At 64.1% G+C, this 20655-nt stretch carries 19 protein-coding genes; 1 reads left to right on the top strand and 18 read right to left on the bottom strand.

Going from position 1 to position 20655, the window contains the following annotated elements:
• Window positions 1-57: 57 nt before the first annotated feature.
• From atpA to CFB43_RS00390, 15 genes are all read right to left on the bottom strand, one after another.
• Window positions 58-1599, bottom strand: coding sequence for a F0F1 ATP synthase subunit alpha (gene atpA / locus CFB43_RS00465; protein WP_021160444.1), 1542 nt, complete (start codon window positions 1597-1599; stop codon window positions 58-60).
• A 44-nt stretch (window positions 1600-1643) separates the two neighbouring features.
• A complete protein-coding gene (locus tag CFB43_RS00460; RefSeq protein ID WP_011350524.1) occupies window positions 1644-2183 on the bottom strand; it encodes a F0F1 ATP synthase subunit delta in 540 nt (179 codons plus the stop codon).
• Window positions 2184-2185: 2 nt separating this feature from the next.
• The gene (locus CFB43_RS00455) at window positions 2186-2656 is read right to left on the bottom strand and encodes a F0F1 ATP synthase subunit B (RefSeq protein ID WP_039351436.1); all 471 of its coding nucleotides are present in this window, start codon (window positions 2654-2656) and stop codon (window positions 2186-2188) included.
• A 129-nt stretch (window positions 2657-2785) separates the two neighbouring features.
• Window positions 2786-3055 carry a F0F1 ATP synthase subunit C gene (gene atpE, locus CFB43_RS00450; protein WP_006482730.1) on the bottom strand — a complete coding sequence of 90 codons (270 nt, stop codon included), beginning with the start codon at window positions 3053-3055 and terminating at the stop codon, window positions 2786-2788.
• 75 nt (window positions 3056-3130) lie between these two features.
• Window positions 3131-3982 (bottom strand): F0F1 ATP synthase subunit A, encoded by an 852-nt coding sequence (gene atpB / locus CFB43_RS00445; RefSeq protein ID WP_011350522.1) that lies wholly within the window; start codon window positions 3980-3982, stop codon window positions 3131-3133.
• Window positions 3983-4091: 109 nt separating this feature from the next.
• Window positions 4092-4616 (bottom strand): ATP synthase subunit I, encoded by a 525-nt coding sequence (locus CFB43_RS00440; RefSeq protein WP_089424151.1) that lies wholly within the window; start codon window positions 4614-4616, stop codon window positions 4092-4094.
• Window positions 4617-5182: 566 nt separating this feature from the next.
• The gene (locus tag CFB43_RS00430; protein ID WP_089493813.1) at window positions 5183-6313 is read right to left on the bottom strand and encodes an SLC13 family permease; all 1131 of its coding nucleotides are present in this window, start codon (window positions 6311-6313) and stop codon (window positions 5183-5185) included.
• 10 nt (window positions 6314-6323) lie between these two features.
• A complete protein-coding gene (locus CFB43_RS00425) occupies window positions 6324-7217 on the bottom strand; it encodes a ParB/RepB/Spo0J family partition protein (RefSeq protein WP_041492996.1) in 894 nt (297 codons plus the stop codon).
• Window positions 7218-7248: 31 nt separating this feature from the next.
• Entirely contained in the window at window positions 7249-8028 is a 780-nt protein-coding gene (locus tag CFB43_RS00420) for a ParA family protein (RefSeq protein WP_089424149.1), read from the bottom strand.
• A gap of 56 nt (window positions 8029-8084) precedes the next feature.
• The gene (rsmG, locus tag CFB43_RS00415) at window positions 8085-8771 is read right to left on the bottom strand and encodes a 16S rRNA (guanine(527)-N(7))-methyltransferase RsmG (protein WP_089493812.1); all 687 of its coding nucleotides are present in this window, start codon (window positions 8769-8771) and stop codon (window positions 8085-8087) included.
• Entirely contained in the window at window positions 8768-10738 is a 1971-nt protein-coding gene (gene mnmG, locus CFB43_RS00410; RefSeq protein WP_089483179.1) for a tRNA uridine-5-carboxymethylaminomethyl(34) synthesis enzyme MnmG, read from the bottom strand. The genes rsmG and mnmG overlap by 4 nt, the downstream gene beginning before the upstream one ends.
• Window positions 10739-11324: 586 nt before the next feature.
• The gene (locus tag CFB43_RS00405; protein ID WP_089430402.1) at window positions 11325-12080 is read right to left on the bottom strand and encodes an ABC transporter ATP-binding protein; all 756 of its coding nucleotides are present in this window, start codon (window positions 12078-12080) and stop codon (window positions 11325-11327) included.
• Window positions 12080-13864, bottom strand: coding sequence for a branched-chain amino acid ABC transporter ATP-binding protein/permease (locus CFB43_RS00400; RefSeq protein WP_089493811.1), 1785 nt, complete (start codon window positions 13862-13864; stop codon window positions 12080-12082). Before CFB43_RS00400 ends, CFB43_RS00405 begins: the two co-directional genes overlap by 1 nt.
• Window positions 13865-13868: 4 nt before the next feature.
• Window positions 13869-14924 carry a branched-chain amino acid ABC transporter permease gene (locus CFB43_RS00395; RefSeq protein ID WP_089424144.1) on the bottom strand — a complete coding sequence of 352 codons (1056 nt, stop codon included), beginning with the start codon at window positions 14922-14924 and terminating at the stop codon, window positions 13869-13871.
• Between the two features lie 207 nt (window positions 14925-15131).
• Entirely contained in the window at window positions 15132-16289 is a 1158-nt protein-coding gene (locus tag CFB43_RS00390; RefSeq protein WP_089493810.1) for an ABC transporter substrate-binding protein, read from the bottom strand.
• A 116-nt stretch (window positions 16290-16405) separates the two neighbouring features.
• On the opposite strand from CFB43_RS00390, the gene CFB43_RS00385 reads away from it, so the two are divergent.
• Window positions 16406-16909: a hypothetical protein gene (locus CFB43_RS00385; protein ID WP_144023025.1), complete on the top strand. Its 504-nt coding sequence runs from the start codon at window positions 16406-16408 to the stop codon at window positions 16907-16909.
• A 503-nt stretch (window positions 16910-17412) separates the two neighbouring features.
• On the opposite strand, the gene CFB43_RS00380 is transcribed toward CFB43_RS00385, so the two are convergent.
• From CFB43_RS00380 to CFB43_RS00370, 3 genes are all read right to left on the bottom strand, one after another.
• Window positions 17413-18387 carry a branched-chain amino acid ABC transporter permease gene (locus tag CFB43_RS00380; protein WP_179254777.1) on the bottom strand — a complete coding sequence of 325 codons (975 nt, stop codon included), beginning with the start codon at window positions 18385-18387 and terminating at the stop codon, window positions 17413-17415.
• Complete coding sequence (locus CFB43_RS00375; RefSeq protein WP_089493807.1) at window positions 18387-19271, bottom strand: branched-chain amino acid ABC transporter permease; 885 nt, start codon at window positions 19269-19271, stop codon at window positions 18387-18389. The genes CFB43_RS00380 and CFB43_RS00375 overlap by 1 nt, the downstream gene beginning before the upstream one ends.
• Window positions 19272-19399: 128 nt before the next feature.
• The gene (locus CFB43_RS00370) at window positions 19400-20599 is read right to left on the bottom strand and encodes an ABC transporter substrate-binding protein (RefSeq protein ID WP_089493806.1); all 1200 of its coding nucleotides are present in this window, start codon (window positions 20597-20599) and stop codon (window positions 19400-19402) included.
• Window positions 20600-20655 lie beyond the last annotated feature (56 nt).

Raw genomic sequence — 20655 nt, 5'->3', positions numbered from 1 at the left:
GACCGAAGCGGCGCGGGCGCATCAGCACCCGCGCGGCCTCAGTGTGTCACTCGCGGATCAATAGGCACCGGACTTCTTGAAGGATTCGATCGCCGAGCGCAGTGCGCCTTCGTCGTCCTTCGAGAGATCCTTGGTGTCTTCGATGCGCTTGATGAGGTCAGCGTGGCTGGTCTTCAGGTTTTCGCGCAGGCCCTTCTCGAACGACAGCACTTGCTTGACGTCGAGGTCGTCGAGGTAGCCGTTGTTTGCGGCGTACAGCGACACGGCCAGTTCCCACACCTGCAGCGGCTGGTACTGCGGCTGCTTCAGCAGTTCCGTCACGCGGCGGCCGCGCTCGAGCTGCTTGCGGGTCGCTTCGTCGAGGTCCGATGCGAACTGGGCGAATGCCGCCAGTTCACGATACTGCGCGAGGTCGGTACGGATACCGCCCGACAGCTTCTTCACGACCTTCGTCTGAGCGGCGCCACCGACTCGCGACACCGACACGCCGGCGTTGATTGCCGGGCGGATGCCTGCGTTGAACAGGTCGGTTTCCAGGAAGATCTGGCCGTCGGTAATCGAGATCACGTTCGTCGGAACGAACGCGGTCACGTCGCCAGCCTGCGTTTCGATGACCGGCAGTGCCGTCAGCGAGCCGCTCTTGCCCTTCACTTCGCCGTTCGTGAACTTCTCGACGTACTCTTCCGACACGCGAGCAGCACGCTCGAGCAGACGCGAGTGGAGATAGAACACATCGCCCGGGTACGCTTCACGGCCCGGCGGGCGGCGCAGCAGCAGCGAGATCTGACGGTATGCCCAGGCTTGCTTGGTCAAGTCGTCATAGATGATCAGCGCGTCTTGGCCACGATCGCGGAAGTATTCGCCCATCGTGCAGCCGGCGTACGGTGCGAGGTACTGCATCGCTGCCGAATCCGAAGCCGAAGCGGCGACGACGATCGTGTATTCCATCGCGCCCGTTTCTTCGAGCTTGCGAACCACGTTCATGATCGACGAAGCCTTCTGGCCGATCGCGACGTAGATACAGATCAGGTCCTTGCCCTTCTGGTTGATGATCGCGTCGAGCGCCACCGCGGTCTTGCCGCACTGACGGTCGCCGATGATCAGCTCACGCTGGCCACGGCCGATCGGCACCATTGCGTCGATCGACTTGATGCCCGTCTGCACCGGCTGCGACACCGACTTACGCCAGATCACGCCCGGGGCGATCTTTTCGATCGCGTCGGTCAGCTTGGCGTTGACCGGGCCCTTGCCGTCGATCGGGTTGCCGAGCGCATCGACCACGCGGCCGACGAGTTCCGGACCAACCGGGACTTCGAGAATGCGGCCCGTCGTCTTGACGATGTCGCCTTCCGAGATGTGTTCGTATTCGCCGAGAATCACCGCGCCGACCGAGTCGCGCTCGAGGTTCAGCGCGAGGCCGAACGTGTTGCCCGGAAACTCGAGCATTTCGCCCTGCATCACGTCCGACAGGCCGTGGATACGCACGATACCGTCGGTCACGGAGATCACGGTGCCCTGGTTGCGAACGTCTGCGCTCGCTTCAAGGCCCTGGATCCGGCTCTTGATCAGCTCGCTGATCTCAGAGGGATTGAGTTGCATTATTCGCTCCTGATAGTCAATTCTGTTGCGTGCCGGCGTGGCGCTCAGGCGGTCAACGCAGCCTGCATCGATGCGAGGCGCGCGCGAACCGAGGTGTCGAGCACTTCGTCGCCGACCGTCACGCGCACGCCGCCAATCAGCGACGAATCGACTGCGACCGTCGGTTTCAGCTTGCGCTTGAACTTGCGTTCGAGGCCCGAGACGAGACTCTCGAGATCCGCGCCGTTCAGCGGGAACGCGCTCACGATCTCGGCGTCGGCTGCACCTTCACGTTCGTTCTTGAGCGCCTCGAACTGCTCGGCGATTTCCGGCAGCAGCGCGATGCGATGATTGTCGACCAGCATCTGCACGAAGTTCTTCGCTTCGGCGCCAGCTCCGAGCGGCGACTTCACCGCAGCAAGCAGCAACTCGGCTACTTGCGTGCGCGTCACCTTCGGGCTCGACGCGACCGACAGGACTTCCGGCAGACGCGCAACCTGGGCCAGCTCTTGCACGAGCGTGGACCAGGCGGCGATGTCACCGCCCTCGGCCACGCGGAACAGCGCTTCTGCGTAAGGGCGGGCGATGGTTGCAAGTTCGGCCATGATCAGAGCTCGGCTTTCAGTTGATTCAGCAGTTGGGCGTGGGCCGTTTGATCGACTTCGCGCTTCAGGATCTGCTCGGCGCCCTTCACGGCCAGCGTAGCGACTTCACCACGCAGCGCTTCGCGCGCCTTCACGATTTGCTGTTCTGCTTCCGCCTTCGCCTGGGCGATGATGCGGGCGGCTTCAGCCTGGGCGTTGGCCTTGATTTCCTCGGCGACCGCCTGGGCACGCTTTTCAGCGTCGGCGATGCGCTGCTGGCCGTCATTGCGGGCCTGCGCGAGTTCCTGGTCCACGCGCTTGTGCGCTGCGTCGAGTTCTGCCTTGCCCTTCTCGGCGGCGGCGAGGCCGTCGGCGATCTTCTTCGAACGTTCGTCGAGGGCGTTGATCAACGGCGGCCACACGAATTTCATCGTGAACCACGCGAGGACCAGGAACACGACCATTTGCGCAAACAGAGTTGCGTTGAGATTCACGGTGTTTCCTTATCTGCTATTCCGGAAAAATGAAACGGTAAGGCGCTCATCGAGTTGCATTCGATCAGCGCCCCAAGTCTCCGTTCCGCCCTGCGCCGGCTTGCGCCGGACGCATATTTCCGAGGAACCTTAGCCTGCGAGCTTCGACAGGAGCGGGTTCGCGAACGCGAACAGCATTGCAACACCCACGCCGATCAGGAATGCCGCGTCGATCAGACCAGCCAGCAGGAACATCTTCGTTTGCAGCGGGTTGATGAGTTCCGGCTGACGTGCGCAGGCTTCGATGTACTTACCACCCATCAGCGCGATACCGATACAGGCGCCGATTGCACCCAGGCCGATGATGATGCCGATACCGATGGCGGTCAGACCCTGGATGTTGGCGATGTAAGCTTGCATGATCACTCCTTTGTGAAAAGACTTGGAACTGAGATTTAAAAAACTAAAACGGAAACTCTTTGTTGCACGCCGCGCTTAGTGCTTGTCGTGCGCCTGGCCGAGATACACCAGCGTCAGCATCATGAAAATGAATGCCTGCAACAGAACAATCAGGATGTGGAAGATTGCCCAGACGCTACCCGCGATCACATGACCAACGAAGCCGAGGAACGTTGCGTCGCCACCAAAGCTCCACATGCTGCCGAGCAGGGCGATCAACAGGAACAACAGCTCACCCGCGTACATGTTGCCGAACAGCCGCATACCGAGGGAGACGGTCTTCGCGAGATATTCGACGATGTTGAGCGCGAGGTTCGGGATCCACAGCAGCGGGTGGGCGCCAAACGGTGCCGACAGCAGCTCATGCACAAAGCCGCCCGCGCCCTTGATCTTGATGCTGTAGTAGATCATCAGGACGAACACGCCGAGCGCGATGCCGAGCGTGCCGTTCAGGTCGGCCGTCGGGACGATGCGATGGTGGGAAATCACGTCCGACAGACCGAGCAGGCCGATCACGCGGCCCGGCAGGTCGACCGGGAGGAAGTCGAGGGAGTTCATCAGCGCGACCCACACGAACACCGTGAGCGCGAGCGGAGCGATGAAGGTACGATTGCCGTGAACGATGGCCTTCGATTGGTCTTCGACCATCTCGACGAGCATCTCGATCGCGCACTGGAAACGGCCCGGCACGCCCGACGTCGCCTTGCGGGCGGCCAGACGCAGCACGAGGATCGTCACGATGCCGCAAACGATCGACCAGAACAGCGTGTCGAGATTCCAGACGTGGATGTCGAAAATCGACGTCTGATGCGAGGTGGAGAAATTCTGCAAGTGGTGCGCAATGTACTCGGACGGATCCGGACCGCGCGTGCCTTCGCTAGCTGCCATATCGTTAATGCCACCCAAATTGTCGAAAATCGTTTTGCCCGTTCCGCAACACGCTATTGCGGGAACGGGCTGGTGCGGTTCGTTGTCGAAACCGCACGCTGCTTGTTCCTTACCGCCAGGCCAGCGCGATCCAGTACGTCTTCAGCACGACGAGGTACGTGACGAGGAACGGCACCCAGTGCACGCCGGACCAGCCGAACGCCACTGCAGTGAACATCCCGATCGTCAGAGCGAGCTTCAGGGCTTCGCCCATCACCCAGCTCATCACGGTGGCCGAGCCACCTGCCTTCAGTCGTGCCACGAATACCGCACTGGGCACCCAGCCAATCGCTCCGCCCAGAAACGCGGATTGCGCAGCGGCGCCCGGCGACTTTGAAAACAGCCACCACGCCAGCGTTGCAACCAGGGACAGAACCACTTGCGCGAATACCACCTTATAGGGGGTCACGCGCGAGGGCTTGCTCACGTTCGGGCCGAACAGCTTTTCGGCGTCTGCCCGCGTGAGCGGAACGATGTTGTTATCTTGCTGCTCGGCATCCCAGTCATCGTCGAATTCGCGCCGCTCGCCGGCCGCTGAAGCGGTGCGTTGCGTGCGCTGATCATCGTGCCTGTCGTCCGGCGCCTGACCCGCCATCGCAATCTTCCGCAAAATCCTTGAACCCGGCCCCAAGCTTTCTGAAAGCTTTCAGGGGTGCCTAGCTAACAAATCCGGGCGATTGTAAGCGATAGTTGCAAGTGATTCAAGGCTTTAGACGCGACAAAAACCTGCGTAAAACGACGCCTCATCATGTGAAAAAACGGGCGATTCGACGACGTACGATGACAGTTGTAAGGTCGCCTTTTTGCACCGGTATTTCTTGCTCGAAAAAATTCCGGTGACGAGGGAATAGCGAGGAAACGATGCCCGGCGCGGGCGCCGTCGGGGCGGCACGATCACCACCCAGCGCCCACGCTGTGACGCGGTTCCGGGCTCGAGTTCAGCACGAAGCCCCGAACAGACGAAACACTGTGGTCACCCGGCCGCGCCGGATACGCGAAATCCGGACTGATGCTGACGCAACGAATTATCCAATCAGTTGTCATGCCACCACAGTCGATCGACTGTGGATTGCGGCACTTATCAACAGCCCGCACCAGCGCGAATGCTGTGCGCCCCCCCACCACCCAAATGGCACGCCTGTGCCACACGCATCACGTCGTTCAACCGTGAACGAGCAGCCACGCGCCGAGTGCCGCGCTCACGAGCGCGAACGGAATCGAGACCAGGTGGAACGGCAACCACATGCGCGGCTCCTTCGCGAGACGCACCGCGATCAGGTTCGCCAGCGAGCCGATCGCGAAACCAAAGCCGCCGACCGATACGCCGAACGCGAGCGCGCGCCAGTCATGCGTGAACTCCGACAGCAGGATCGCGGCCGGCACGTTGCTGATGCCCTGCGACAGCACGGCACCGGCCGCAAAGATGCGCAGCGGTGAATCGAGATTCGCATGCGCAATCGCGTCATGAATGACGGGCAGCGCAGCCGCGCTGCGCAGCACGACGAACATCAGTACGAAGATCAGCATCAGCAGCCAGTCGATCTTCAGGACTGCGTCACGTTTGACGACGAGCAGCACGATCGCGACGGCAAGCAGGCCCGGCAGCGGATGGTGTGCATCGGCGAGCAGCACGAAGGCCGCGAACAGCCCCGCCGCGATCAGCGCGTGCAGGCGTTGTACGGGAATGGTGGCGACGTCGCCGGACAGATCGAGCGGTTTCGCGCGAAACGCGCACGCGGTCAGCACGAGCAGCAGCGCCATCAGCGCGATCGCGAGCGGCCCGAGCGTGACCACGAAGCGGCCGAACGACACGCCGCTCAACTGCCACAGGAAAAGATTCTGGGGATTGCCGAGCGGCGTCGCGACGGACCCCGCGTTGACGGCCAGCGCGACGACGATCACGAGCCGCCGGAACGGCAGCGGCGTCAGCGCACGCAGCGACACCATCAGCGGCACGACGACGAACAGCGCGACGTCGTTGGTGAGCCACATCGACAGCAACGCGGCGAACCCGACGAGCAGCATCGCGAGCCCGCGTTCGGAATGCACGTGATGCACGATGCGGTGTGCGAGCCACATCAGGCAGCCGGACAACTCGAGCGCCTTGGTCAACATCAGCAGGCCCGCGAGCGTCGCGACCGTCTGCCAGTCGACGCGATCGGCCAATACGGAAAATGGTTGCGGACGCACCCATTGCAGCACAATCAGGCCAAGCACAAGCACCGATAGCACGGGCTCCTGCGCAAGCCACCCCAACCACCGGCGCGGCGCCGGTGCGTCCGTCTCCGCCATGCGTCGCCCTTTACTCTTCGGTTGCGACGTTGCCGCGCAGTCGCACGAGAATGCCTTCGAGTGCGTCGAGGTTGCCGAAGTCGATCGTCACCTGCCCTCGCCCGCGGCGGCCAAGCTTGATCTTCACCGTCGACGCGAGCAGGTCGGACAACTCCTCCTCGAGTCGGCGCGTATCGCGACCGCCATCGTCCTTCGCGCGCGCCTTCACGGCCGGCACTTCCTTCGTCGTGTGCGTGACGAGCTTCTCGGTCTCACGCACCGACATGCGCTTGTTGACGACCTGATGGGCAAGCGTGATCTGCGTGGCCGCATCGACGGCGAGCAGCGCGCGCGCATGCCCCATGTCGAGATCACCGGCCAGCAGCATCGTCTGCACCGGCGAAGCCAGGTTCAGCAGGCGCAGCAGGTTCGATACCGCGCTGCGCGAACGGCCGACCGATTCGGCCGCCTGTTCGTGCGTGAAACCGAACTCGTCGAGCAGGCGCTGGATGCCGTGCGCTTCTTCAAGCGGGTTCAGGTCCTCGCGCTGGATGTTCTCGATCAGCGCCATCGCCGCGGCGGCCTGATCCGAGACGTCCTTCACGAGCACCGGCACTTCATCGAGACCCGCCAGGCGCGCCGCCCGGAAACGGCGCTCACCCGCGATGATCTCGTATTTGTCTGATGAAATAGGCCGTACCAGGATCGGCTGCATTACGCCCTGCGCGCGAATGCTTGCCGCGAGCTCCTGCAGGCTGCCTTCGTCCATCCGCGTACGCGGCTGGTACTTGCCGGCCTGCAGCTTGCCGAGCGCGAGCGTGTTCGGTGCCCCTTCGATCTTCACCGCTTCGGTGATATCGGCACTGCCGCCGAGCAGCGCTTCGAGGCCACGTCCCAAGCCCTTCTTCTTTGGTACCGCGTTCATGTCTTTCTTCCTCGCTTCGCTCATGTCCGGATCACGACACCTCGAACGCGCGAACGCGGTCGATCATCTCGGCTCCGAACTGGAGATACGCTTGCGCACCGCGCGAGCTGCGGTCGAACACGACGCCCGGCAGCCCGTAACTCGGCGCTTCCGCCAGGCGCACGTTACGCGGAATCACCGCGTCGAACACCTTGTCGCCGAAGTGCGCTTTCAGTTGATCGGAAACTTGCTGCTGCAGCGTGATGCGCGGATCGAACATCACGCGCAGCAAGCCGATGATCTTCAGGTCGCGGTTCATGTTCGCGTGAACCTGCTTGATCGTGTTGACGAGGTCCGACAACCCTTCCAGTGCGAAGTACTCGCACTGCATCGGAATCACGACGCCGTGCGCCGCGCACAGCCCGTTCAGCGTCAGCAGCGACAGCGTCGGCGGACAATCGATCAGCACGAAGTCGTAGTCGTCGGACACGCGCTCGAGCGCAGCCTTCAGCCGGCGCTCGCGGTTGTCGATGCTGATCAGTTCGATCTCGGCGCCGGACAGCTCGCGATTCGCGGGCAGCACGTCGTAGGTGACGCCGTCCGGACGGATGCGCGCGTCGGTCACCGACACGCCGTCGACCAGCACCTCGTACACGGTCGCTTCGCAAGCAGCCTTGTCGATCCCGCTGCCCATCGTCGCATTACCCTGCGGGTCGAGATCGATCAGCAGGACTCGTTGCTCCTGCGCTGCAAGGCTTGCGGCGAGATTGACCGATGTCGTCGTCTTGCCGACGCCCCCCTTCTGGTTCGCAACGCAGAAGATCTTTGCCATCGTTGGTGTGTTCCCTTTACCTTCAAACAAACGGCGCGCTACTGCGCGCCTGCCCTTCAATCCGCTTCGTCGACGGCCACTTCGATCAGATGCCGTTCGGCATCGAGCATCGGCACCGCCAGCCGTATCGTCTGCTTCACACGGCTGCCTTCCGGCAATCGCGCAATCTCGTCGTCCGGATGGACGCCCTTCATCGCCCAGATCGATCCGCCCGGCGCGACCAGATGTCGAGCAAGTTTAACGAAGTCGGATAGATCCGCGAAAGCGCGAGATACGATCATGTCGAATTTTTCCGGTACTTCGACACCCGGCTGCAGCGATTCGACCCGACCGGTAACCACCGACAGGTTCGCGAGCTTCAGCTCCGCACGCATCTGAGTCTGGAAGGCAGACTTCTTCTGCACGATATCGTTCAGCGTGACCTGCCAATCCGGCTCGACGATCGCCAGCACGATACCGGGCAACCCGCCGCCCGAACCGACGTCGAGCACGCGGGCCGATGCACGGCCGCGCAGATGCGGGACGATGGAAAGCGAATCGAGGATGTGCTGGATCAGCATCTGCTTCGGGTCGCGGATCGCGGTCAGGTTGTAGACCGCGTTCCACTTGCCGAGCAGCGCGACGTAGTCGAGCAGCTGGTTGAGTTGTGCATCCGTCAGGGTGAGGTCGAGCGCCGTCGTGCCTTCGACGAGCATCTGCTCCAGTACGTCCCGATTAACCGCCGGCGCGCGACGCGCCGTCATTGTTGCGTCGGGACGGCGCCGTCCCCCTGCTCCGTTGCCTCTGCGGCAGTGCCATTACGGCGCCCGAGGCCGCGGCGCTTCAGGTGCACCATCAGCAGCGAGATCGCTGCCGGCGTGACACCCGAGATGCGCGATGCCTGCCCGATCGTCTCCGGCCGGAACTCGTTGAGCTTCTGGCTCACCTCGAACGACAGGCCGCGGACTTCGCGGTAATCGATACCGTCCGGCAGGCGCGTATTCTCGTTCGCGTCGTTGCGTTCGATCTCCGAGGCCTGGCGCTCGATATAGCCCTGATACTTGATGCCGATCTCGACCTGCTCCTTGATCTGCTCGAGCATCACCGGATCGTCGGCCAGCGGCTCTGCGGGGCCGCATTCGCCGCCCTTCAGCCCACACACGCCGTCGTAGCTGATACCCGGGCGGCGCAGCAGCTCGGCGAGGCTGTATTCGTGGTCGATCGCCTTGCCGAGGAGCGCGGTCGCCTCTTCCGCCGGCAACGTCTTCGGCGTGACCCACGTCGACTTCAGGCGTTCGGTTTCACGTGAAACAGCGTCGCGCTTCCGGCTGAATGCGTCCCAGCGCGCATCGTCGACGAGCCCAAGTTCGCGGCCGATCTCGGTCAGGCGCATGTCGGCATTGTCTTCACGCAGGCTGAGGCGATACTCGGCGCGGCTCGTGAACATCCGGTACGGCTCGGCCACGCCACGCGTCACGAGATCGTCGACCAGCACGCCAAGGTAGGCCTGGTCACGGCGCGGGCACCAGGCGTCCTTCTCCTGCACGTAGCGGCCCGCATTGAGGCCGGCCAACAGACCCTGCGCGGCCGCTTCTTCATAGCCGGTCGTCCCGTTGATCTGACCCGCAAAGAACAGCCCGTTGATCGCCTTCGTCTCGAGCGACGCTTTCAACGCACGCGGGTCGAAGTAGTCGTACTCGATCGCGTAGCCGGGACGCAGGATATGGGCGTTCTCGAGGCCGCGCATCGAATGCACGAGCTCGAGCTGGACATCGAACGGCAGGCTCGTCGAGATCCCGTTCGGGTAGAACTCGTTGGTCGTCAGCCCTTCTGGCTCCAGGAAGATCTGGTGCGATTCCTTCGACGCGAACCGGTGAATCTTGTCCTCGATCGACGGGCAATAGCGCGGCCCGACGCCTTCGATCACGCCTGTATACATAGGCGAACGGTCGAGACCGCCACGAATGATGTCGTGCGTGCGCTCGTTCGTGTGCGTCACCCAGCACGGCAGCTGCTGCGGATGCTGCTCCGCTCGGCCGAGGAACGAGAAGACCGGGATCGGATCGAGATCGCCCGGTTGTTCGGTCAGCTGCGAGAAATCGATCGAGCGGCCATCGATACGCGGCGGCGTACCGGTCTTCAGGCGGCCCTGCGGCAGCTTCAGCTCCTTCAGGCGCGACGACAGCGACACGGCCGCCGGATCGCCCGCGCGGCCGCCCGTGTAGTTGTTCAGGCCGACGTGGATCTTGCCGTCAAGGAACGTGCCGGCGGTCAGCACGACCGCGCGGGCGCGGAAGCGAATGCCGATCTGCGTGACGGCGCCCACCACACGGTCGCCTTCGACCATCAGGTCGTCGACGGCCTGCTGGAACAGCCAGAGGTTCGGCTGGTTCTCGAGCCGGTGGCGGATCGCGGCCTTGTACAGGATACGGTCGGCCTGCGCACGCGTCGCGCGCACAGCCGGACCCTTCGACGAATTGAGGATCCGGAACTGGATACCGCTCTCGTCCGTCGCGGCTGCCATTGCGCCGCCCAGCGCATCGACTTCCTTGACCAGATGGCCCTTGCCAATGCCGCCGATCGACGGATTGCAGCTCATCTGCCCAAGCGTTTCGATGTTGTGGGTCAGCAGCAGTGTCTTTGCGCCCATGCGGGCGGACGCCAGCGCGGCTTCGGTGCCGGCATGACCGCCACCGACGACGATGACGTCAAATTCTGTGGGAAAAAGCATGGTGGATTTCGCACGCAGGGCTGCGCACGAACCTATCAGAGAAATGTATGGGGCGAATTATAGCGGGTTCGCTTTTCACCCGAATGCCGTCCGAATGGTAGGGTCTGTGCATTTCGGCGATTTTTCGGCGTTGGGCCGATGAATCTGTGGTTCCGCGCCCATGCCTGCGAATAATCCGGCCCGCCCGGCACACATCGTTACGCCTGTGCAGGGATCCATGTGTCGAGAAATTTCACGTGGAACATATAACCCGTTCGAGGCCTGTGTCCCGCCCAACACCCAGGCGAAACATCCTGTGCCCCTTCCTCACAGAATTTCCGTCGGAACGCTCGACACTTATCCCCTGTGACCCGGCACATCATCATTCCGTGGAACGAGTGGCACCCAACTCCGATCGACAAACCGGATCGCCATCTGCGCTGGAGATACTCCCCGCCGCCACTGCACAGAGCTTTTGATTGTTCCTCCGATACTTATCCCCTGGTTGTTAACCGCGGATGCATGGGAGTCAGACCTTCACCCAAAAACAAAAGCGGCGTGTTTCACGTGAAACACGCCGTCCGTTTTCCACCCACCGCGCCTCCGATCAAGCCGTTTTCTTCGCCAACCCGAGGTAGGTTTCGATCACACGTGGATTCTGCGCGAGTTCCGCCGCCGGCCCTTCCAGCGCAAACTCGCCCGTCTCCAGCACGTAGCCGTAGTCGGAGATCTGCAGCGCCGCCCGCGCGTTCTGTTCGATCAGCAGCGTCGCCACGCCCGTCCCGCGCAACGCGCTGATGATATGAAAGATCTCCTTCACGATCAGCGGCGCCAGCCCAAGGCTCGGCTCGTCAAGCATCAGCAGGTCGGGCTTGCCCATCAGCGCGCGGCCAACCGCGAGCATCTGCCGCTCGCCGCCGGACAGCGTGCCGGCCGCCTGCTTGCGCCGCTCCTTCAGCCGCGGAAACAGCGCGAACACATGATCGAGCTGGTCGAGGAAGTTCGCTTCACCTGCCAGCTTGCGTCGATACGCGCCCAGCACGAGGTTGTCTTCGACCGTCATCGTGCTGAACAGCTCACGCTTTTCCGGCACGAGACACATCCCGCGTGCGACGCGCTGCTCGACCGGCAATGCCCCCACATCGTGACCGCGATACACGACCGCGCCCGACGCATGTCCGGTCACCGGCAGCGCGCCCATGATCGCGTTCAGCAGCGTCGATTTGCCGGCCCCGTTCGGCCCGATCACGCTGACGATCTGTCCCGCACCAACCTTGATCGCCGCGCCGTGCAGCGCTTCCACCTTCCCGTACCGGACCGCCAGCCCGCGCACGTCGAGAATCGGCATCGTCGTGTCCGTCATCACTCCACCCCGCCCAGATACGCTTCGAGCACCGCCGGATCCTGCTGCACGTCCTGCGGCAGCCCTTCCGCGATCCGCGTGCCGAATTCCATCACCACCAGCCGGTCGGTAAGATTCATCACGAAATCCATGTCGTGTTCCACAAGCAACACGCTCATGCCTTCCGCCTTCAGCCGCCGCAGCAGGTCGGCGAGTTGCTGCTTCTCCTGGTAACGCAGCCCGGCGGCCGGCTCGTCGAGCAGCAGCAGTGTCGGGTCGCAGCACAGCGCTCGTGCGATTTCGAGAATCCGCTGCTGGCCCAGCGCGAGGCTGCCCGCTTCGTCGTACATGTGCTTTTCGAGCCCGACGCGGCGGATCTGCTGGGCTGCCTCGGCCAGCAACTGCGCTTCCTCGTGGGCATTGAGCCGCGCGACGCTGCGCCACACGCCCGTATGGCCGCGCAGGTGCGCGCCGATCGCGACGTTCTCGAGCACCGTCATCGCCGGCAACAGCTTCACGTGCTGGAACGTCCGGCCGATGCCGCGGCGGACGATCTGGCGCGATGTGAGCCCGTCGATGCGCTCGCCACGGAACGTGATCGTGCCGCCCGTCGGCTTCAGCACGCCCGTCACAAGGTTGAACGTGGTCGACTTGCCGGCGCCGTTCGGGCCGATCAGCCCGATGATCTGCCCCGCTTTCACGTCGAAGCTGACGTCGTTGACGGCCACGAGGCCGCCGAACTGCTTGCGCGCGTTGTCGACGACGAGCAGCGGCTCGCCGGCCGCGGGCTTCGCGCGTTGCGGCAACGGGTCGGCGTGCTCGGGTACATGCGCACGCGGCCCGCGCGGGAACAGCCTGGCGACGAACGGCCACACGCCCTGGCGGGCGTACTGTAGCAGCAGCACCATCAGCACGCCGAACACGATGATCTCGAAGTTGCCTTCAGAGCCGAGCAGCTTCGGCAGCAGCGTCTGCAGGTAGTCCTGCAGCACGGTCAGGATCGCCGCGCCGAGCACGGCGCCCCACACGTGCGACACGCCGCCGACCACGGCCATGAACAGGAACTCGATCCCGTGGTTCAGCCCGAACGGCGTCGGGTTCACCGCACGCTGCAGGTGGGCGTACAGGAAGCCCGAGATGGCCGCGAGCACGGCCGCATAGACGAAGATCACGACGCGCATCCACGCGGTGTTCACGCCCATCGCCTCGGCCATCACGCCGCCGCCGCGCAGCGCACGGATCGCCCGGCCCGGGCGGCTGTTCAGCAGGTTCTGCACCGACACGATCGCGGCCAGCACGACGGCCCAGATCAGGAAATACAGGCTGCGGCCGCTGTCGAGTGTGATGCCGAACAGGTTCAGCGCCGGAATCCCGTTGATCCCGTCGTACTTGCCGAGCAGTTCGAGGTTGCCGAACAGGTAGAACAGCGCGAGGCCCCACGCGATCGTGCCGAGCGGCAGGAAGTGGCCGGACAGCCGCATCGTGACCGCGCCGAGCACGAGCGCGACGAGCGCCGTCAGCACGACACCGACGATCAGCGCGAGCCACGGTGACACGCCGTAGCGCGTCGTCAGGAGCGCGGTCGCATAAGCGCCGATACCGACGAACGCGGCCTGCCCGAAGCTCGTCATCCCGCCGACGCCCGTGAGCAGCACGAGCCCGATCGCGACGATCGCGTAGAGGCCGATGTAGTTCAGCAGCGTGATCCAGTATTCGGGTACCTGCAGCGCGCCGGGCAGCACCGGCAGCGCGAACAGCACCACGAGAAACACCCAGAAGGTCTTGTTGCGTACCATCGTCTTCATCGTGTCACTCCTCTTCCTCTTCCGCGTGCGGCGTGGCGAAGCTCCGCCACAGCAGCACCGGAATGATCAGCGTGAACACGATCACCTCCTTGTACGCACTCGCCCAGAACGACGAATACGATTCGAGCACGCCGACGAGCAGCGAGCCGGCGGCCGCGAGCGGATAGCTGACGAGCCCGCCGATGATCGCGCCGACGAAACCCTTCAGGCCGATCAGGAAGCCCGAGTCGTAGTAGATCGTCGTCAGCGGGCCGACGAGGATCCCGGACAGCACGCCGAGCCCCGCCGCGAACGTGAACGCGAGCCGCCCTGCCTCGGTCGTGCCGATGCCGACGAGCCGCGCGCCGAGCCGGTTCACCGACGTCGCGCGCAGCGCCTTGCCGGCGATCGTGCGGCCGAAGTACACGTAGAGCGCGCCGATCAGCACGAGCGCCGTCACGACGACCAGGATGCTCTGCACGGATACCGTCATGCTGCCGATCGACAGCGACGCATCCGAGAAGCCGTTGGTACGCGAGCCTTCCGCGCCGAACATCACGAGCCCGAGACCGACCATCGCGAAGTGGACGGCGACCGATACGATCAGCAGCAGCAGCGTCGTGCCTTCCGCGATCGGCTGGTACACGAGCCGGTAGACGAACGGCCCCATCGGCACGACGATCGCGAGCGTCAGTGCGATCTGCGCGAGCATCGGCAGCGGCTGCACGGCGAAGCTGCGCGTGATCGCGAACACCGCGAGCGGCAGCAGGATGTAGCGGCTGCCGAGTGTCGCGAGCGTGCGGCCGAGCTGATGGCGCCGTTCGCGATGCCGGATCAAGCCGCCGACTTCGAGCAGGAAGCACGCGATGCCCATCACGAACAGCAGCCAGCAGGTGGCGGGAAATTTCTGCGCCTGCAACGCGGCAAGCGTCAGCGCACCGTAGGCGACGAATTCGCCCTGGGGAATGAAGATCACCCGCGTGACGGAAAACACCAGCACGAGCGCCAGCGACAGCAATGCATATATGGCGCCGGTCGTGATGCCGTCTTGCGCGAGGATCGCTGCAATCGAGAGATCCATACGTTTCGTGTATCGAGAATGCTGCGGAGAAACGAAAGACAGGAACGGCCGGGGCGCACGGGCCGCAAGATCGGCGCGTCGGGCGCCACGCAGCGAGCCCCTGCGGTTCCACACGACATGGGCATGGTCGCGGCCCGTCGGGCCCGGCGCCCTGCCGACGGCATGCACGGCGCCAGTCGCGCCGCGCACGCCGGTTTCACGTGATGCTTACTCGGCCTGCAGCTTCCACTTGCCGTCGACGATCTGCACCATCACGCGCGCACGCGTGTCGAAGCCGTTGTGGTCGGTCGGCGTCATGTTGATCACGCCGTGCGACACGGGCAGGTCCTTCACGTTCTCGATCGACGCGCGCAGCGCCTCGCGGAACGCCTCGGTGCCCGGCTGGCCCTTCTTGAGTGCTTCCGGAATCGCACGCTGCAGCAGCAGACCCGCATCCCACGCATGGCCGCCGAACGTCGCCAGCGAGCCCGCGCCGTACGCCTTCTCGTACGCGGCCTTGTAGCCGAGCGCCGGCTTCTTCACCGGGTTCGAATCGGGCAACTGGTCGGTCACGAGCACCGGGCCGGCGGGCAGGATCTCGCCTTCGCAATCCTTGCCGCACACGCGCAGGAAGTCGTTGTTCGCGACGCCGTGCGTCTGGTACACCTTGCCCTTGTAGCCACGCTCCTTCAGCGTCTTCGCCGGCAGCGCCGCCGGCGTGCCCGAGCCGGCGATCAGCACCGCATCGGGATTCGAGCCCATCAGCTTCAGCACCTGCCCCATCACCGACGCGTCGGTGCGGTTGTAGCGCTCGTTCGACACCAGCTTCAGCCCGTTCTTCGCGGCCGCCGCATCGAACGTCTTGTACCAGCTGTCGCCGTACGCGTCCGCAAAACCGATGAAGCCGACCGTCTTCACGCCGTGCTTCGCCATGTAGCCGGCGATCGCGTCGGCCATCAGCTGGTCGTTCTGCGGCACCTTGAACATCCATGCGCGTTTGGCGTCCATCGGCGAGATGATCTGGGCACTCGCCGCGAGCGAGATCGTCGGCGTCTTGCCCTGCGACACGGGGTCGAGCATTGCCAGCGAGTTCGGCGTGACGGATGAGCCGATGATCGCGTCGACGTGATCTTCATCGATCAGCTTGCGCACGTTCTGCACCGCGCGGCTCGTGTCGGAGGCGTCATCGAGCACGATGTACTGCACGCTCTTGCCGGCGATTTCCTTCGGCAGCAGCGCGATCGTGTTCTTTTCCGGGATCCCGAGCGACGCGGCCGGCCCGGTGGCCGACAGCGTCACGCCGATCTTCACCTGCGCCGACGCCGTTGCCGCCGCGCACACGAGGCCCGCGGCGAGCACGGCCTCCATCCATCGATTCATCTTCATTTACGTTGTCTCCAAACGCTGCTCGAAAAAGCCTCGGGTCGCTCGGGCGGCTCCCGGTCCCCAAACAAGTTAATAAATTAACTATCTCGCCATACCGCGTCTACGCTCGTTTTCCCGTGAAACACCTCATCTTCAACGGCACCCGGACGGAACCACGCACGGACGCACCGGCCGGCGGTCGAAACGGTCGTTCGACCGTCACGATGCGCAGCGGCGGTGTCGTCTGGATGAAGAAAGCGGAGAAAGGCATAACCGTGTGCGCAATCGATGCATGCACAACGATCAAGGAAAGGCACGTCGATTCGGCCAGATGCGGCCAAGTCCGCGCGCGGCGCATGATCGGGAAACCGGCTGCTCATGCGAATACGGATGCGAATATCGACACGGATGCGCACGCAACGACCGGCAATGACGCCGGAACGCGCCTACAGGCCGCAGAACGGCTCGGGAAGGCCGCGGCGACAGCAGCCCAACCCCACGACGAACGAACGGCACCCGCCGCCCTTCCTGCCCCGATCCATCGTCCTGCGCTGCTCATCCAACCGTACTCCCTCTTCTGCATTCTGCTTGTAGGAGAACTGCCGACCTATTTTCCCGACCGCGCGGTCGGCGAAAGCTGAGTGTAACGGACGCGTTTTGCGCACGCCAACCGGGTTAGCCCGAACGGCCGGCGCACGGCTGAGCATCGTCTGCGAACGACTCGAGGGAAAACGGAAACGGGAAAACGGAGGACGCGCGAAGCGCGGAAGAAGCGCGGTGCGAACGCAAGCGCGGAATACGGCCGCCGCGCAGGCCGATGCACCAACAGCGGAAATCCGTGCACGCAAATGAAAAAGCGCTGTTGGATTCCGTCCAACAGCGCTTTGGGGTCCGGGCACTTTGTGCCTCGATTGTCTCCTCGTTCTCCACCTGCAAATTCGTTTCGCGGTGCATCAGAACTAAAGTGAATCTTAAAGAGGCTTAAGCACCACGGCAACTTAGCATTTACCCCTATGGTGCATCGCCGCACGAAAATGGGGCACCAGCTTGCCGCGCGGCGCCGGCCCGAGCCCGTTGCGACGCCCTTCCGGAGCATGCCGGATGGTGCTTCGCATCAACGCCCGGTAACGCACGCCGCCCGCATTCAGGACGCCCTGAGCGGCTTGATCCGCGCGACCATTTCACCGACGATGCCGCGCCGGAATGCGAGCACGCATGCGATGAAGATCAGCCCAGTGACGATCGTCGCCGATTCGCCGAGCGAATGGAACCACGCGACGCCCGTCGTCGACGCGAGCCATTCGCCGATGTCGCCGAGCCGGTCTTCCAGCGCGACGATCAGCGCCGCGCCCAGCAGCGGCCCGAACAACGTGCCCATCCCGCCGACGAGCGTCATCAGCACGACGAGGCCCGACATCGTCCAGTAAGCGTCCGACAGCGTCTCGAAGCCGAGCACGAGCACCTTCAGCGAGCCGGCCAGCCCCGCGATGCCCGCCGACAGGATGAACGCGAGCAGCTTGAAGCGGTCGGTGTCGTAACCGAGCGAGACCGCGCGCGCTTCGTTCTCCTTGATCGCGACGAGCACCTGGCCGAACGGCGAATGCACGACCCGCACGATGAACGCGCACGCGGCGACCACCACGGCCAGCACGACGTAGTACAGCGCGACATCGTTCGACAGGTCGAGCAGCCCGAACAGATGGCCACGCGGCACGCCCTGCAGCCCGTCCTCGCCGTGCGTGAACGGCGCCTGCAGGTAGATGAAGTAGACCATCTGCGCGAACGCGAGCGTGATCATCGCGAAGTAGATGCCCTGCCGCCGGATCGCGAACAGCCCGACGACGAGCCCGAGCAGCGTCGCGGCAACGGTGCCGACCAGCACGCCGAGCTCCGGCGTGAAACCGAGCGTCTGCATCGAATAACCGGTCGCATAGCCGGCGGTCGCGAGGAACATCGCATGGCCGAAGGACAGCAGCCCGGTATAGCCGATCAGCAGGTTGAACGCGGCCGCGAACAGCGCGAACGTGAGCACCTTCATCACGAACACCGGATACGCGCCGATGAACGGCGCGGCGAGCAGTGCGGCGAGCAGCACGCCGTAGAGCACTTTTCTCTGCATCATTTTTCCTTGCCGAAGAGGCCCGCCGGGCGGAACAGCAGCACGATCGCCATGATCACGAACACGACCGTGGCCGACGCTTCGGGGTAGAACACGCGCGTGAAACCCTCGATCACACCGAGCAGCAGGCCCGTGACGATCGAGCCGAGGATCGAGCCCATCCCGCCGATCACGACCACCGCGAACACGGTGATGATCATCGGCTGACCCATCAGCGGCGACACCTGGATCACCGGCGCGGCCAGCACGCCCGCGAACGCGGCGAGCGCGACGCCGAAGCCGTAGGTGAGCGTGATCATCATCGGCACGTTGACGCCGAACGCCTCGACGAGCTTCGGGTTCTCGGTGCCCGCCCGCAGGTACGCGCCCAAGCGCGTCTTCTCGATCACGAACCACGTCGCGAGACACACCGCGAGCGACGCGACCACCACCCACGCGCGGTAGTTCGGCAGGAACATGAAGCCGACGTTGGTGGCGCCGGACAGCTGCGACGGCACGTCGTACGGCTGGCCGGACGAGCCGTAGATCGACCGGAACACGCCTTCGACGACCAGCGTGAGCCCGAACGTGAGCAACAGCCCGTACAGGTGATCGAGCTTGTACAGCCAGCGCAGCATCGAGCGTTCGATCAGGATTCCGAACGCGCCGACGACGAGGGGCGCGATCACGAGCATCGCCCAGTACGGCAGCCCGAAATACGACAGGCCCATCCACGCGAGCATCGCGCCCAGCATGAACAGCGCGCCGTGCGCGAAGTTGATCACGTTGAGCAGCCCGAAGATCACCGCGAGCCCAAGGCTCAGGATCGCGTAGAACGAGCCGTTGACGAGCCCGAGCAGCAACTGGCTCAGCATCGCCGGCAACGGAATGCCAAAGATTTCCATCGACTTAGCCGTCAGAATGAGTTTCGTTGCGCGCGCAACCTTCATGCAGCGCGTGCGCGGGCGGCGCAGCGGGCACATCGCCGCGGCCGCCACCGAGCGGCGCGCCCGCGCGCGCCGCTACGCCCTGCCTACTTCCACAACGCGCAGCGCGTTTCCTGCTTGGTCCCGAACGCCTGCTCGCCCGGAATCGTCGCGAGCACCTTGTAGTAATCCCACGGCTCCTTCGATTCCGCCGGCTTCTTCACTTCCATCAGGTACATGTCGTGGATCATGCTGCCGTCCGTGCGGATATAGCCCTTTGCATAGAAGTCGTTGATCTTGATCTTCTTCAGCTCGGCCATCACCTTGTCGGAATCGGTCGTGCCGGCGGCCTGGACCGCCTTCAGGTAGGTCGTCACCGACGAGTAGTCGGCCGCCTGCAGGCTCGACGGCATCTTCTTCATCTTGCCGAAGTAGCGCTGCGCCCACTGGCGCGACGCCGCATCGCGGTTCCAGTACCAGCTGTCGGTCAGCACCAGGCCCTGCGTCGTCTCGAGGCCGAGGCTGTGCACGTCGTCGATGAACATCAGCAGCGCGGCGAGCTTCATCGTCTTCGTGATGCCGAATTCCTTCGCGGCCTTGATCGAGTTGATCGTGTCGCCGCCCGCGTTCGCGAGGCCGAGGATTTGCGCCTTCGACGCTTGCGCCTGCAGCAGGAACGACGAGAAATCCGATGCCGACAGCGGGTGGCGCACCGCGCCGAGCACCTGGCCGCCGTTCGCCTTCACGACATCCGACGTGTTCTTCTCGAGCGCCTTGCCGAACGCATAGTCGGCCGTCAGGAAGAACCACGACTTGCCGCCCTGCTTCACCACCGCCGAACCGGTGCCCTTCGCGAGCGCCATCGTGTCGTACGCGTAGTGGACCGTGTACGGCGTGCACTGCTCGTTGGTCAGCGTGTCGGCGCCCGCGCCGATGTTGATGTAGACCTTCTTCTTCTCGGCCGCGACCTGGTTCATCGACAGCGCGGTGGCGGAGTTCGTGCCGCCGACCAGCAGGTCGAGCCCGCCGCGGTCCATCCATTCGCGCGCCTTCGACGCGGCGATGTCGGCCTTGTTCTGGTGATCGGCATAGACGACCTCGATCGGCTTGCCGAGCACCTTGCCGCCGAAGTCGGCCACTGCCATGCGGATCGCCTCGAGGCCGCCCTGCCCGTCGATATCCGCGTAAAGCCCCGACATGTCGGTGATGAAGCCGATCTTCACGGTATCCGCCGCGTGTGCGGCGCCGGCGGTGAACGCGGCAGTCGCGAGCGCGAGACACGCCTGTGCGAGGGTCTTCATTTTCATTGACGTCTCCTGTTGTTCTGATGCGTTGTGGTTGTTCGAGGGCCGCCACGGCTAGC

This window comes from Burkholderia sp. AU15512, from assembly GCF_002223325.1.
Taxonomy (GTDB): Bacteria; Pseudomonadota; Gammaproteobacteria; order Burkholderiales; family Burkholderiaceae; genus Burkholderia.
The sequence above is the reverse complement of the archived record's forward strand: the minus strand, read 5'-3'. Positions and strand labels throughout refer to the sequence as shown.